Annotated in this window: 14 protein-coding genes; 8 read left to right on the top strand and 6 right to left on the bottom strand. The window is 54.2% G+C overall.

The features are described 5' to 3' along the window. Positions 1 to 97: 97 nt before the first annotated feature. Positions 98 to 463, bottom strand: coding sequence for an exosortase system-associated protein, TIGR04073 family (locus tag EBAPG3_RS11675; protein WP_004177494.1), 366 nt, complete (start codon positions 461 to 463; stop codon positions 98 to 100). A 429-nt stretch (positions 464 to 892) separates the two neighbouring features. Here EBAPG3_RS11675 and EBAPG3_RS11665 point away from each other — a divergent pair, with 429 nt between their 5' ends. Both EBAPG3_RS11665 and EBAPG3_RS11660 read left to right on the top strand, forming a co-directional pair. Further along, the gene (locus tag EBAPG3_RS11665) at positions 893 to 3,496 is read left to right on the top strand and encodes a glycosyltransferase family 39 protein (protein WP_004177491.1); all 2,604 of its coding nucleotides are present in this window, start codon (positions 893 to 895) and stop codon (positions 3,494 to 3,496) included. Next, positions 3,490 to 4,953 (top strand): DUF4139 domain-containing protein, encoded by a 1,464-nt coding sequence (locus EBAPG3_RS11660; RefSeq protein WP_040852106.1) that lies wholly within the window; start codon positions 3,490 to 3,492, stop codon positions 4,951 to 4,953. The genes EBAPG3_RS11665 and EBAPG3_RS11660 overlap by 7 nt, the downstream gene beginning before the upstream one ends. Positions 4,954 to 5,422: 469 nt before the next feature. Here EBAPG3_RS11660 and EBAPG3_RS11655 read toward each other — a convergent pair whose 3' ends face one another. From EBAPG3_RS11655 to pdxJ, 5 genes are all read right to left on the bottom strand, one after another. After that, on the bottom strand, positions 5,423 to 5,896 hold the full coding sequence (locus EBAPG3_RS11655) for a DUF1810 domain-containing protein (protein ID WP_004177489.1): 474 nt from the start codon (positions 5,894 to 5,896) through the stop codon (positions 5,423 to 5,425). 30 nt (positions 5,897 to 5,926) lie between these two features. Next, positions 5,927 to 6,364 (bottom strand): Hsp20/alpha crystallin family protein, encoded by a 438-nt coding sequence (locus tag EBAPG3_RS11650; protein WP_004177488.1) that lies wholly within the window; start codon positions 6,362 to 6,364, stop codon positions 5,927 to 5,929. 263 nt (positions 6,365 to 6,627) lie between these two features. Continuing rightward, entirely contained in the window at positions 6,628 to 7,677 is a 1,050-nt protein-coding gene (nagZ, locus tag EBAPG3_RS11645; RefSeq protein ID WP_004177486.1) for a beta-N-acetylhexosaminidase, read from the bottom strand. A 210-nt stretch (positions 7,678 to 7,887) separates the two neighbouring features. Next, entirely contained in the window at positions 7,888 to 8,265 is a 378-nt protein-coding gene (gene acpS / locus EBAPG3_RS11635) for a holo-ACP synthase (RefSeq protein WP_004177483.1), read from the bottom strand. Next, on the bottom strand, positions 8,262 to 8,987 hold the full coding sequence (gene pdxJ / locus EBAPG3_RS11630; protein WP_040852102.1) for a pyridoxine 5'-phosphate synthase: 726 nt from the start codon (positions 8,985 to 8,987) through the stop codon (positions 8,262 to 8,264). The genes acpS and pdxJ overlap by 4 nt, the downstream gene beginning before the upstream one ends. A gap of 309 nt (positions 8,988 to 9,296) precedes the next feature. Between pdxJ and EBAPG3_RS11625 the strand changes: the two genes are divergently transcribed. The 6 genes from EBAPG3_RS11625 to EBAPG3_RS11600 all read left to right on the top strand — a co-directional run bounded on the left by EBAPG3_RS11625 (position 9,297) and on the right by EBAPG3_RS11600 (position 13,967). Then, entirely contained in the window at positions 9,297 to 9,665 is a 369-nt protein-coding gene (locus EBAPG3_RS11625; protein ID WP_040852097.1) for a YidH family protein, read from the top strand. A gap of 36 nt (positions 9,666 to 9,701) precedes the next feature. Continuing rightward, positions 9,702 to 9,911 carry a hypothetical protein gene (locus EBAPG3_RS15455; protein ID WP_227869207.1) on the top strand — a complete coding sequence of 70 codons (210 nt, stop codon included), beginning with the start codon at positions 9,702 to 9,704 and terminating at the stop codon, positions 9,909 to 9,911. 217 nt (positions 9,912 to 10,128) lie between these two features. Next, a complete protein-coding gene (locus EBAPG3_RS11615; RefSeq protein ID WP_040852094.1) occupies positions 10,129 to 11,790 on the top strand; it encodes a multicopper oxidase family protein in 1,662 nt (553 codons plus the stop codon). Between the two features lie 36 nt (positions 11,791 to 11,826). Next, on the top strand, positions 11,827 to 12,714 hold the full coding sequence (locus tag EBAPG3_RS11610; RefSeq protein ID WP_004177475.1) for a universal stress protein: 888 nt from the start codon (positions 11,827 to 11,829) through the stop codon (positions 12,712 to 12,714). 287 nt (positions 12,715 to 13,001) lie between these two features. Then, complete coding sequence (locus EBAPG3_RS11605) at positions 13,002 to 13,436, top strand: YeeE/YedE family protein (protein WP_040852092.1); 435 nt, start codon at positions 13,002 to 13,004, stop codon at positions 13,434 to 13,436. 18 nt (positions 13,437 to 13,454) lie between these two features. Beyond that, positions 13,455 to 13,967: a YeeE/YedE family protein gene (locus tag EBAPG3_RS11600; protein ID WP_004177473.1), complete on the top strand. Its 513-nt coding sequence runs from the start codon at positions 13,455 to 13,457 to the stop codon at positions 13,965 to 13,967. Positions 13,968 to 14,006: the final 39 nt, after the last annotated feature.

The following is a 14,006-nucleotide window of genomic DNA, read 5'->3' as shown; positions in this document are numbered from 1 at the left end:
GGTAATCCATGCTCTTTACAAGATACGGTGCGGAGGCAAAAAAAGGGAGCCACAGGGCTCCCTTAATATGAAATCAAGAAGTCCGCACCCAATAGCGTTACTGCAATTTCCAGTCAGGATGGTAATGCGTTTCCTTATCGAAATCTTTCCAGATATAGTCGGGGTAAATTATCGGCTTGGTGGGAATAATAAACGTGATCAGATCTACCGCTCCGGTCAAGGTGCGCCCGATCCCATGTATAATGCCGGTCAGGAAGCCAACCGGGATTCCGTACGCAGGGCCTTTTCGATTGGTGTCTATGATAATGTTTTTGGGAATCTCTCCGATACCGGTGACTGTATTGGCAATGCCGTGTGCAAGTTTATCGCCCACTTTCTCCGGGTAACTGTCGGCCATTGCTGCCTGGGATGAGAAAAAGAATAACGCGGATATCACCAGCACCGGTTTCAACATATTTTTCATGGAACCTCCCTATAATAGATTAAATTAAATCCGTGCTAATACTAGCACACCATAGCAAAATATGGGCACCTCCAAATATTCAAAATTCCCGCTTGATGCCATTTTTGTGCGCTTGCCCATGTATGCTCAGGGACATCAGGCTGTTCAGATAAATTATGCGAAGCAACTGTTCTGGATAAGTTGCGGTCAAGCGCGAACCTTTGTCGCTTATCCGGCTCACATATCGGCCGTACTCCGATTGATGAATTATGCTACGCTTCACTCGATAGGTGTCGTTGTTAAAAGAAATGATCTTGCGGGAAGTCACAATTATCTGAATCCATTTTAACCAAATTGCTGGATACAACTCATTTTCTATCTTTACGTCCTCCCTCGTCAACGTCATCCAGCCTGTCCGATACAGCTATAACCAGCACCGCGCAGTTTTCCGTGGTGGTTCCCACGCTTAACGAAGCAGATAATATTGATCCGTTATTAACCCGCCTGTTTGCCTTGAACCTGGCGCCGGGTAGTTTTGAGGTCATTTTTGTCGATGACGGTTCGTGTGATGGAACTCCCGACCGGGTGCGCGCCTGGGAGAGCCACCTGAACGTGAGACTGGTTGAGCGGCGCGAGAAGCCGGACCTGACAGGCTCGATTCTGGCTGGTGTGTCGCTGGCGCAGAGCGATGTCATCGTCGTGATGAATGCCGATCTCAGCCATCCGCCCGAGCGGCTGCCGGCTCTGGTTGCCCCAGTGCTGGACGGCAGCCATGACGTGGCTGTTGGCAGCCGCTATGTATTAGGCGGCAGTACAGTGGGATGGCCGTTACACCATCAATGGTTGGCGCGCATGGGTGGCTGGTTTACCCGCCCTATCTGTGATGTGAGTGACGCGTCCTCGGGATTCCTTGCCTTCCGCCGGCAGCTGGCCGCCACTATTGCCGAACACGCTCGCGGAAACAAAATCCTCCTCGAACTCCTCATGGCCGGCGGGGGTAAACTCCGAGTCGTGGAAGTGCCTGTTTGCTTTCACAATCGCGCACATGGCACCTTCAAGGTGTCGCTTCATCATCAATGGATTTATCTGCAACGCCTGATGACGCTAGCCGGGGGCACGGTTTCCTTTGGCACAACCGGCCGGTTTGCTGCGGTGGGGCTGTTTGGCGCGGTGATCGACATTCTGTTGTTCCAGTGGTTCATGAGCCGTGGCGTCGGCCTCGCGCTGGCGCATAGCGTGAGTTTCTTCGCCGCCGCCGCGGTGACTTACCCGCTCAATTCGAAATGGTCATTCCCGCCCCTCCACGCAGGTTATCCGCAGTGGCATCGTTTTGGCCGTTTCCTGATGGTGGGGCTATTCGCCTTGCTGATGCGCGGCGGCATCCTGGCATTGCTGGTCCATGGTTGGCATGTGCCCGCCACGCTGGCCATTTTTCCCGCTGTTGCGCTTACGGCCGCCGTAAACTATCTCGGTACTGCCTTCTATGTACTTCCCGTCCGGCAGAATTCTCCCCCGGCAGATGTACGCTGGCGGGTAGCTTCGTTCGGTATTGTCGTTTTTGCCGTCTTGCTGCGCCTGATCTACCTGGGGGAGACACAGCTGATTCCCGATGAGGCGTATTACTGGAATTACGCCCAACATATGGAATTGAGTTTTCTGGATCACCCGCCCATGGTGGCGTGGCTGATCTGGCTGGGTACCGCCATCGCTGGCGATAACGAATTCGGTGTCAGGGTCGGGGCCTTTATCTGCGGCCTGATCGCCATGGGCTACTTATATGCGTTGGCGCGTAACCTGTACGATAAAACGACCGGTATGCGCGCGGTGCTGCTGTTGGCCATATTGCCATTCGGCTTTGTTCCGGGCATGTTAATGACAGCGGATGCACCCCTGATGGCCGCGTGGGCCGCTACATTGTACTATATGGAACGAATGCTGCTGGGCCCGGATGGCAATCGGGCCTGGCTGGGCCTGGGCATTGCCTTCGGCTTGGGGATACTGTCCAAGTATACGTTGGGCCTGCTGGGTCCGGCGGCATTGCTATTCGTGATCCTTGATCCCGCCTCGCGCCGCTGGCTGCGCTGTCCGCAACCATACCTCGCCGCCGGGCTTGCCCTGGTGATGTTCTCGCCAGTCATTATCTGGAACATGGAACATAATTGGGTCTCGATTCTGTTCCAGTCGGAGCGGGCCACCGGAATAGGCAACAAGTTCTCCTTGCATTGGCTGTTTCTCCACATGCTGCTGATGCTGACGCCGGTAGGACTGGTGGCTGCGGCCATGGCGCTGGGGCCAGGGGGGGATGACCGCCTCGATTCCCGTACGGCGAGGTGCCGCCTGTTTGTGAGGGTATTCACCGGCGTACCGCTGGCGGTATTTTTTTGCCTGAGTCTGTTCGGTGCGCCCAAATTTCATTGGACCGGCCCCGTGTGGCTGGCATTGCTGCCGACAATGGCGTGGATGATGGGGCAGGAAGGGGAGTTGAGCACCCTCGCCAGCCGCGTGCGTGCGGCCTGGAAGCCTACCATCGCGGTTTTTCTGTTCCTCTATGCATTTGCGCTGCACTATGTGGTGCTCGGCATTCCCGGCGTCCCCTACGTGGGTTTTGGCGAACACTATTTCTGGCGCGAAGCAACCCATGAAGTCGAGCAGATTGTGGCAACGGTTCAACGCCAGACCGGCCAGAAGCCCATTGTGGTGGGCATGAGCCGATGGTCGGTGGCAACTTCGCTGACTTTTTACAACAAGAGCGAGAACGGCGAGCCGATGGATATACGCTCCCGAAATCTGTTCGGCGACAAGGCTGCCATGTATGATTTCTGGTATCCGCCTGATCCGCCGACGAGCCGGCCCATCATTCTGGTGGGTATGGTGCCCAAGGAACTGGAGCGCAACCGGCAAGGCCACGGGATTGGTTCTATGCTGGCGCAACCTGGCCCGATACTTGAGCGAACAATCTTCCGGGAAGGTAAGCCGCTGCGCAAAGTCTATTACCGCATCGCGCAGGGGTATCTGGGACAAATGAACCAACCATGCCTGGAGGAAAAATGCTGAAGACATTGACGGTCAACATGATGGCTGCAAGCCTGATAATGTTTCATCCTCAGGGCGTTGCAGCGCCCGGAGACCAGAAAGATGAGAAAGTGACCACCGCCGTGGAACAAAAGGAAGTGGCTGTTACGATCTACAATGATGATCTGGCCCTGGTGAAGGATGCGCGCAGGGTGAAACTCGAACGGGATTTTAATAAACTGGCCTGGCGGGAGGTTTCCGCCCGGATGCGTCCCGAAACGGCGCAGTTGCGCAATGTGACTCATCCCGCCGGGTTTCGCTTGCAGGAGCAGAATTTCGATTTTGATCTGCTGACGCCCGAGAAGCTGCTGGAGAAGTATCTTGGCAAGGAGGTGACGGTCATTCGCACCCATCCGGCAACGGGTGCGGAAACCAGAGAAACGGCTGCAGTGCTTGCCACTCATGGCGGCACCGTGCTCAAATTTGCCGATCGCATCGAAACCGGTATTCCGGGGCGTCTGGCATTCTCCGGCGTGCCGCAGAACCTGCGCGATAAACCGACCCTGGTCATCTCACTCGTTAATGCCATCGCAGGAGAACAGAATCTTGAACTTTCCTACCTGACTTCCGGGTTGTCATGGCACGCCGACTATGTGGCCGAACTGAATGAACGCGACGATCAACTTGATTTTAATGGCTGGGTTACTTTGACCAACCAAAGTGGAACCACCTATACGAATGCCAGATTGCAACTGGTGGCCGGGGATCTGAACCGGGTGCGCAAACCGTCCCCCATGTCGCGCGACATGGTGGCCATGGCGGCAAAGACGGCCGAGGTCGAGGAAATGAAGCAGGAGTCGCTGTTTGAGTATCATCTTTATATGCTGCAGCGCACCACGACGTTGGCGGAAAACCAAACCAAGCAGGTGGCGCTGCTGTCCGCGACCACTGTGCCGGTCAGGAAAGAATTTCTGATGACGGGTGCAAATTATTATTATTTCGGCCAGTACGGCGATATGGGCCAGAAGCTGAAAGTGGGCGTGTTTGTCGAATTTCAGAATAAAGGCGAAGGCCTAGGTGTACCGCTGCCCAAGGGGATAGTCCGCGTTTACAAGAAGGATACGCAGGGGAATGCCCAGTTTGTGGGAGAAGACCAGATTGATCATACACCCAGGAACGAGGTGGTTCGTTTGAAGCTGGGCGACGCGTTCGATGTGACAGCCGACAAGAAACAGACGGATTTCCAGAGGCGGGGCGGGGAAGGGCGCCATAACGTCGTATTTGAAACCGCTTATCAGATCGTATTAAAGAATGCCAAGAAGGAGGCGGTTACGGTGACTGTGCGGGAGCCGGTGCCGGATGACTGGACCATGATATCGGAATCGCAGCCTCATACCAAGGTGGCTTCCGATGTTGCTGAATGGAAAGTATCCGTTCCCGCGGATGGCAGGACCACGCTCACTTACCGCGTAAGAGTCAAACACAGGGAGAGAGGATAGAGTGTGAGTCGTGGATATCGCTTCCGCTAAATTGGAGCGATGGATACTGAATCCGGAAATAATTCTAAATCCAGCAGTTGACCGCTCATTTTTTAATTTTGATTTAGTACTCCAAATTTTTTTGTGCAACTCAACCTTTACCTTTTTGGCCAGTGAGTTCGGGGTGGATTGCGCGGTTTTTTTCGGCATACGGCTGTGTTGCAACTCCTTTGAATGGAGTGACCATTCCACGTCATTGCGTCTTGTCCTGCCCCAAAAACCACACACTTCACATCGTCCAACTCCCGACATCGTTGCAAAGCCGAGAATAATCCTGTCTGGTTCGGAAGCGCACCTCGGCATAGCCGAGGTGCTGAGCACCAGAGTCATCCGGAAATTATCGTAAGCATCATGCATAACGGCATTGACAAATAGGCTCGGCTATTGGCTGGGCGAAGGATACGCCAATCGACTCACAAACCGCTCGCCATCATTCCTCGATCCGGTGAGATATACGGGCTAGCGTAAAAGGGTCGGGCTCTCCTTTGAAATATTTGCGCAAGCAGTCATTAAACACTTTATTGCCAGCCGTAACGTGCGCAAATAAGGTCATCGATGACCGAAACTTCATGGTGTCCGGGTATTCAAAAATATCTTCGATAGAGCGTCCGCCAAGAGCAGCGACGATCCGGCTACACTCCAGTAACCGGCTTCCAAGAATGGGGTGCTTCAGATATGCCTCGGCTTCTTCCCGAGAAGAAATGGCGAATTTGTGCGCCATCTCGCTTTGACCCAAGCCACTAATCTGCGGGAAGATAAACCACATCCAGTGACTTTGCTTTCTGCCGTCCTTTAATTCACGGCATACTTTTCTGAAGATGGGCTGCTGGGCATCCACGAAGCGTTGCAGGTGGTATGGGTCGTTCACCTCTTTGGTCCGCTCAAGAAAAACGGAGCCGCGCATCTCGTTTGGCTCCGCTCGCTTACTCGGGCATTATTCGGCCGAAGTTACGTTAATTTTCTTTGGCTGGACGGCTTCACGTTTGGGGATGACGATTTCCAGGACACCATGATTAGTTTTTGCCGATATCGCGTCTGAATTCGCCGTATCCGGTAAACTGAAGCGCCGGTAAAAAGAGCCGTAGGTACGCTCAACCCGTTTATAACCTTCTTTCTCGGTTTTTGCCTCGGTTCTCTTTTCGCCTCTGATCGTCAGCACGCCATCCTCCATGCTAACATCGATCTCCTCAGGTTTTACCCCCGGAAGATCCGCCAGCAGGACGAACTTGTCGGCTTCTTCCTTGATATCGACCGCCGGCGCCCATTCGGCGGTGGCAGCCGATCCCTCGCCCCCTCCACCCTCGCGCACACGATCCAGTTCTTTGTGTAATTGATTCAGTAAACTCCAGGGTTCGTAACGAGCAATAGCCATATTACCTCCATGTGAATTAAATGGTTAGCATCAATGCTGAAATGACTGGAATCAGCACTCAGTAGTCAATATAGGTCCGCTTGCTGTTTTTTCAACCGTTCCCGATATTTTTTGACGCTGGCAGCCTGCCGGACTTAAAGGAGATCGGCTGCAGAAGCCGGACTTAAAGCATCGGGCCGGTCCATATTTCATCGCTTTCTCAGTCAATAGAACAATTATTAGCCCTCAAAATCGTCAACATCAGTTCCCCATCCGAAAGGCTGTTAGCCCAGCGGCAATTCACCGCTGCCGAGTCCGATCCCGGCGATATTCTCCACCGCTTTTACAAAATTGGCGTTCTCATGCAGTTTTACGAGCGAATCGGGATGGGGCCGTCCGCGCATGCGCGCAAGGCGCACAACGCTGATGGCCGGAATGTCCCACTGTAATTTCTCCAGCAATGTATCCGCCGCTCTCGAGTTATTGCATGCCAGTATCATGTCGCAACCCGCATGCAGCGCGCTTTCCGCGCGTTGCAATATATCACCCGCGACCGCCGCGCCTGCCATGTTCAAGTCATCGCTGAAAATGCAGCCTTCGAAGTCCAGTTCACCGCGCAGGATCTTTTTCAACCATATTTCCGAAAACCCCGCAGGGCGCGTATCGACCAAGGGGTAAATGACATGCGCCGGCATGATGCCGGCGAGCCCGAAGTCAATCATTTTGCGAAACGGGACCAGGTCGCTTTTTTCGATTTCCGGATAAGTGCGCTCGTCCACTGGCACCTCAACATGGGAATCCGCCTGAATATAACCGTGCCCCGGAAAATGTTTTCCTACCGCCGCCATGCCGCCCAGCTTCAGTCCGGACATCAGGCTGTGAGCCAGTTCGGCGATACCTTGCGGTTTGTGGTGAAAAGCGCGGTCACCGATGACGCAGCTCTGTCCGTGATCCGTGTCCAGCACTGGGGTAAAGCTCAAGTCTATCCCTGCGGCGCGCAGTTCCGCCGACAGCACGTAGCCCGTCTGCTGCGCCAGATGCCGCGCCCTGCCCGGATGTTCATCCCATATTTTGCCCAGTTCGCGCATGGGTGGCAGCCTCGTGAAATCCGTACGAAAACGCTGCACTCTGCCACCCTCATGATCCACCGCGATAAGGAGCGGCGGGGTACGAAGCGCGTGAATCCCGGTGGTGAGCTCTATGAGCTGTTCAAGCGATGCGTAATTGCGCGTGAACAGGATTACCCCGCCCACCAGCGGGTGCAGGAGTCTCGTCTTGTCGCTGGCGGTAAGCTGCGCGCCTTCGATGTCGAGCATGATGGGTCCGAGCGACATGGGATGTCCTATGAAGGCAAAGTTCTGTTAATGCAGCAATCAAACTGTACAAACGTCATACCTGCGGAAGCCGATATCCAGTGGCGTTCAGGACACACTATTGTGAGTTCGGACTGGATTCCGGGTCAAGCAATATGCTCGAATATGCAAGCGATAGAATTCATTGAGCAGCGCAAGCATCACGAGGAAAATGCGGGCTTATAGTGCCTATTATTTTTCCAGAATGACAAAAGCACATGCCAGGTTCAATTCATCGCTGATGGAAAGATGGTGGCGGATGATACCTTCATTTTTGACCAGCGCGCTCAATGCGGGGTGAAAGGCGAAATACGGCTTACCCAGAGAGTCATGGGTTACCCCGATATGGCTCAAACTCACTGGATAGCGCATACCCGTACCGATTGCCTTGGAAAGGGCTTCCTTGGCGGCGAAGCGTTTGGCAAGAAACATGGCGGGCTGGCCGCTCTTGATATATTCGGGCCATTCCTCATCCGTGAGCAATCGCCTGGCAAAGCGTTCGCCATATTTTTCGAGCAAGCGCGCAATGCGCGAAGGTTCCACCAGATCGGTTCCGATTCCATAAATCATTTACGCGCTTCCAGCATCAGTTTTCTCATTTCCCGTACCGCCTGTTCAAGGCCGATAAACAGGGCATGGGCAACGATGGCATGGCCGATATTAAGCTCGGATATCCCGGGTATCGCCGCGATGGGCTGGACATTATGATAATGTAATCCGTGCCCGGCATTGACTTTCAGTCCCCGGCCCATACCTTCCCTTACCGCAACGCGAATTCGTTCCAGCTCACTCTGTTGCTCGCTCGCGGTTCTCGCATCGGCATATTGGCCTGTGTGGATCTCGATTGCCGGCGCGCCGGTCCGCGCCGCGGCATCGATCTGGGCGGCGTCGGCATTAATGAATAGCGACACGCGAATGCCCGCGTTGGTTAGCCTGCCGCACGCCTGCCTCACCTGTTCAAAATGCCGCACTACGTCGAGCCCTCCTTCGGTGGTCAGTTCTTCGCGGCGCTCGGGCACGAGGCAAACGTCCTGAGGACGGATGCGTAGCGCAAAATCTATCATTTCGCCTGTCACCGCGCTCTCCAGATTCATGCGGGTTTTAAGTACATTGCGTAGAATCTCCACATCCGCGTCCTGGATATGGCGGCGGTCTTCGCGCAGGTGCAGCGTAATTGCATCTGCCCCAGCCGATTCCGCGACCATCGCCGCTTCTACAGGGCTCGGATAAGTTGTGCCTCGCGCCTGTCGCAGTGTGGCGACGTGATCAATATTGACACCCAGTTCGATCATGATTTTTTTGTTAATAATTGCCGCGCGTGCGGCGGTTAGGGTCGGATATGGCAACCAGTCCGTAGGACATCGGTATCCTGCTCCAGCGGCCGCGCGATGCGACGCGTCCTGTATTCACGGCCCAAGCACATTCGTACACAGGCTGGAGCGAGCTTTGGCTCAGTTGGAAACCAAAAACCTACTATACTATAATTATTATATATATAACCTGCTGAATCCGGGATTCAGAAGTCCGGTGGGGATTCAGGGTGAAAACATTCATCCACAGGGTGAAGGGTAAACCTGCAAAAATGGGGAGAGCGGAAAGGAATGTCGGACCCGCGCGTTTTCTTTGCCGCAGAGCGCACGCTTCTGGCATGGGTGCGCACAGGACTTACGATAATGGCCCTCGGTTTTGTGGTTGCCAGGTTCGGTCTGTTTTTAAGTCTCATGGCGATCTCAGTTGCGGCTCCGGCAGAATTACACCCTGCTCATTGGCCCTCCGCCGTGCTCGGCATAGCTCTTGTGCTTACCGGCTCCGCGGTAATCCTTGGCGCCCTGCGTAATCATCGGGTTTACATATCTTCGCTCCCGGCCGAGGATCTTCCCAAACTGCCCATACCGTGGCTCTCGTCATTTCTATCTTTATCGGTCGCCATGGTGGGAATTTTGTTGTCGATATATCTCTTATTTGCGTGAAGGGCGTTTGTCTATTCGATGCCCAGCGGGGATCTTATGAAGAAAAGGGGTAACAATGAATTTGCTCACGATACCGTTATTATTCGCTTGTTCACGATAATACCGGCTCATGCGGTGGAAAAGGCGGACGAGAAGCGGCTTGATGAAGTCGCGCACCGTGGCGCGCATGTCATGCCATTCGATCTTGAAAAAACCACATCCATCTTTTCTAAAACAGCGAATGGAGGCTTGAAGCAGTCCAAATAAAGTACACAGAGCTTCCGGACGGTGCACAGATCGATTACTCCACCGATTCGCAAAAGTTGATTAATGCGATTCACCGGTGGTTTGACGCCCAGTTGAGCGATCATGCGCATCACGCCGTTCCGGGACATTCCCGTCAACCTATGCATCATCAGTAACAGCCCGCTATTGCGGGGTTTGACACATGGATTACTTACCGTGAAAAAAGCGAGGGAAAATAATGACACATCACGATTATAAAAGGCGGCAATTCCTGCACTATGCCCTGGCCGGCACAGTGGCGGCCGCATTGCCCGGTTTCGCGCGAGGCGAAGCCGGCCGCATTCTTGATACCAAGCCGAGCTCCGCCTTCAAATCCGATGTGGAAGTGGAGTTTTTCGCGCGAATAGCCGAGGTTCCGATTCTGCCCGGCGCCCATACAAGCGTCTTCAAATACGATGGCAAAGTATTGAAGGGCCCTAAAGCAGCCTTGAAAATCCTGCCGGGCTACCTGGGGCCGACGCTGAATCTGGCGCAGGGCCAGAAAGTCCGGATATTTTTTTACAATCAACTGCCCGAGCCGTCGATCATGCATTGGCACGGTATGCATGTGCCGCAGAAAATGGACGGACATCCCATGTATGCGATCGAACCAGGCGAACGATACGTGTACGAGTTTGAAGTGAAGAATCCCGCCGGAACAAACTGGTACCATGCCCACACTCACGAAATGACCGCAACGCAAGTTTATCGCGGCCAAGCCGGGTTGATCACGATTACCGACGAGCAGGAACGTAAGCTGGGTCTGCCCGATGGCGAGCACGATATTCCCATCGTAATCCAGGACCGGCGCTTTACCGCCGGTAATCAATTGCAATACATATTCGGCATGCATGAGAGGATGAGCGGTTTCCTGGGGGATACCATTCTGGTCAACGGACAGGCAAACAGCGTCATTCCAGTGAAGACCCGTGCCTATCGTTTGCGCGTGTTCAATGGATCGAATTCGAGGATTTACAAGCTTGGCTGGGATGATGGCACGCCACTCATCGCCATCGGGACCGATGGCGGATTGCTGGAATCGCCTGGAACCTATCCATATATCATGCTTGCACCGGCCGAACGCGTCGAATTGTGGGTCGACTTCAGTGGACGCGAGGCGGGAAGCGATCTGATGCTGCGCAGCCTCGAATATGACCTGCCACGTATGGGTGGTATGGGCGGCATGAGCATGGGGGGCGGCATGGGTGGTATGGGCGGCGGGATGAGAGGCAGGGGCCGTGGCGGCATGGTGCGTGGCGGACCGGCCCAGGGTGAATCCTTTCCGATCGCCCGCTTCCATATCGCCGCGAAAGTCAGTGACTCCCCCCGGCTTCCGCAGAGTCTCGTCAAGATGCGCAAGTTGATGGAACATGATGTATCGAATCCAGACCGGCCTGTCCCGATTGCCGCCAGCATGGGCCATATGTCGCCCCAACTGAATGGCCGGTCGTTCGAGATGGATGATGTGATGGATATCGAAAGAATACCTGTCAATACCATCCAGAAGGTTCGTATTTCCAATGTCCAGGGGTCGATGGGGGGTGGCATGGGGATGGGAGGGATGGGGGGCGAAAGAATGGGCGGCATGGGCATGATGATGCCCATGCCGCACCCGATTCATCTGCATGGTCAGCAGTTCCGGGTTATCTCGCGCACCTTGAAGGAGCAGGATGCCGGCGGTTATGCCACAGTCCGGGAAGGTTTCATCAACAACGGCTGGAAAGACACGGTATTAGTCATGCCGGGCGAGGAAATCGACATCATCAAGCCGTTCGAAGATTACACCGGCCTGTTTCTTTATCACTGTCATAATCTGGAGCATGAAGATTTGGGCATGATGCGGAATTTTCATGTAAGTTAATCCGATTCCTGAAACCTTTCTAGAAGGAGACTCGCTGTGTTTCCAATAAAGCGAATAGTGGCCGCTACGGACATGTCCCCGTTTGCGAGTCGCGCCGAAGCACGGGCCGCCCTGCTGGCTCGGGAATTGCGCTGCGAATCACTGCACTTGCTACATGTCATCGATAATCTTGCGCTGGAAGCGCTGCGTCATCTAGACCCGACTCCACTGGATACAGAGCAGCGATTGATGGAATCGTCACGCACGCAGTTGGCTGAAATCGAACATAAGCTTTCTGATAAATACGGGATTCAGGTTATTACAACGACACTGAATGTGGGGCGCGCTTATACCGAGATTGTTCATTACGCTGAATTGCTGGGTGTCGGCCTGGTTGTGCTGGGGGCTCACGGTGGCGGTTTCGTACGTGATCTGTTTATCGGTTCCACCGTCGATAAAGTACTGCGCAAGCTGACTCGGCCGCTGTTGATTGTGAAACGCGAACCCGAGGTCATGTACAGGAATATACTGGTAGCGGTGGACTTCTCCGAATCTTCCCGGCAGGCGGCAAGGTTTGCCATGAACATTGCTCCACATGCGCATATTACTGTTTTGCATGCGTTTGAGGTGCCATTCGAAGCCAGCCTGCATTCCGCTGGCGTGGACGATAAATTGATGCAAATTTACGAGGCTGAAATTAAAACCCGGAAGAACGGAGAGATGCAGCAATTCATAGCGGAACTGGGGGCGTCGAGTGGTTTGGTGTCCGGCATTATAGAGCGCGGCCATGCTCATGCCGTAATCCGGGGAAAAATAGAATCGCTTGCGCCCGACCTGATCGTCGTTGGCAAGCACGGCCGCTCCGAACGGGACGAGATGCTACCTGGCGGTGTCACAACGCGCGTGATACAGGATGCAGGCTGCGATGTGCTGGTGATAGGGTAGATCAAAACGGCTCAACAGCCAGCAGTCAGCCAGACTTAATGGAAATCGGCTGCAAAAGCATCTGGCCGCCGGGTGTGCCCCGATGTAGCTCATTGTCCATGTCGCGGGGATCAAAAAAACCTTGATTTGATTCCATCTGATGTTTCTCTCACTTGCGATTGATCAATCGCATCTTATCCCCATGTCCTGCATGTTGGCAATAGTATGTATAATGATATATTATGTATCAATATAATGATAGATTCCATGAAGGATTGGTTTTTAACGGATCGCAAGAGGAGGCATGAATGTTAATCAATTGGAGTCAGTTCACGCCATGGTCTGCGCTGGGAGGGGGCGCGGTCATCGGTATGGCGGTAGCATTACTGGTACTCATGAATGGACGGATCGCGGGGATTTCCGGCATCGTGGGGGGGGTGCTCAAGGGGCAGAAGGACGACATGGGTTGGCGTGTTGCTTTTATTTCAGGCCTCGTCGTCGCGCCGCTGGTTTGGCAATTGTTCGCTGCTCTGCCCGCCGTCCGCATTGACGGCAGCTACGCGGTGATGGGAATCGCCGGGTTAGTGGTGGGGCTGGGTACGCGTTACGGTTCCGGTTGCACCAGTGGACATGGCGTCTGCGGGTTATCGCGCTTGTCGCCGCGCTCCATGATCGCAACCCTGGTTTTTATGGGAACGGGTTTTGCCACGGTGTATGTGATTCGGCACGTTTTTCAGATATAGAACTGGAGGGACGTCAAAATGATCAACATCACGGCATGGGTATCGGGTCTGATTTTTGGGTTGGGGTTGATTCTTGCAGGAATGGCAAACCCTGGCAAAGTCCTGGCATTTCTCGATGTCGCGGGAGCGTGGGATCCCTCCCTCGCGCTGGTGATGGCGGGGGCCATTGGCGTCGGTTCGGTGGCGTTCGCCATGGCCGGCAAGCGTGACCGCAGTTACCTGGGATTTCCCATCAACCTGCCCACTTCGCGCGTAATCGATAAAAGGCTGGTACTGGGGAGTCTCGCATTTGGTATGGGCTGGGGCATGGCAGGGATATGTCCGGGTCCTGCCCTGGTTCTCGTTGGGAGCGGCAGTGTCAAAGGCATGGTATTTGTTGCCGCCATGCTGCTGGGAATGGGAATTTTTGAAATTCTGGAGAGACACCGGTTTATCGGTTTTTTTGGAATGCGGAACCCGCATAATGATATTGCAAGCACGGTATCAGGCCGTCCGCCAAGTCATGATGAGGCGGGATATGTTAAGAAGTAACTCCTTGGGTCTGGATGGGGCTTTAATTGTTGTGGCATT

Source organism: Nitrosospira lacus (assembly GCF_000355765.4).
Lineage (GTDB): Bacteria > Pseudomonadota > Gammaproteobacteria > Burkholderiales > Nitrosomonadaceae > Nitrosospira > Nitrosospira lacus.
The sequence above is the reverse complement of the archived record's forward strand: the minus strand, read 5'-3'. Positions and strand labels throughout refer to the sequence as shown.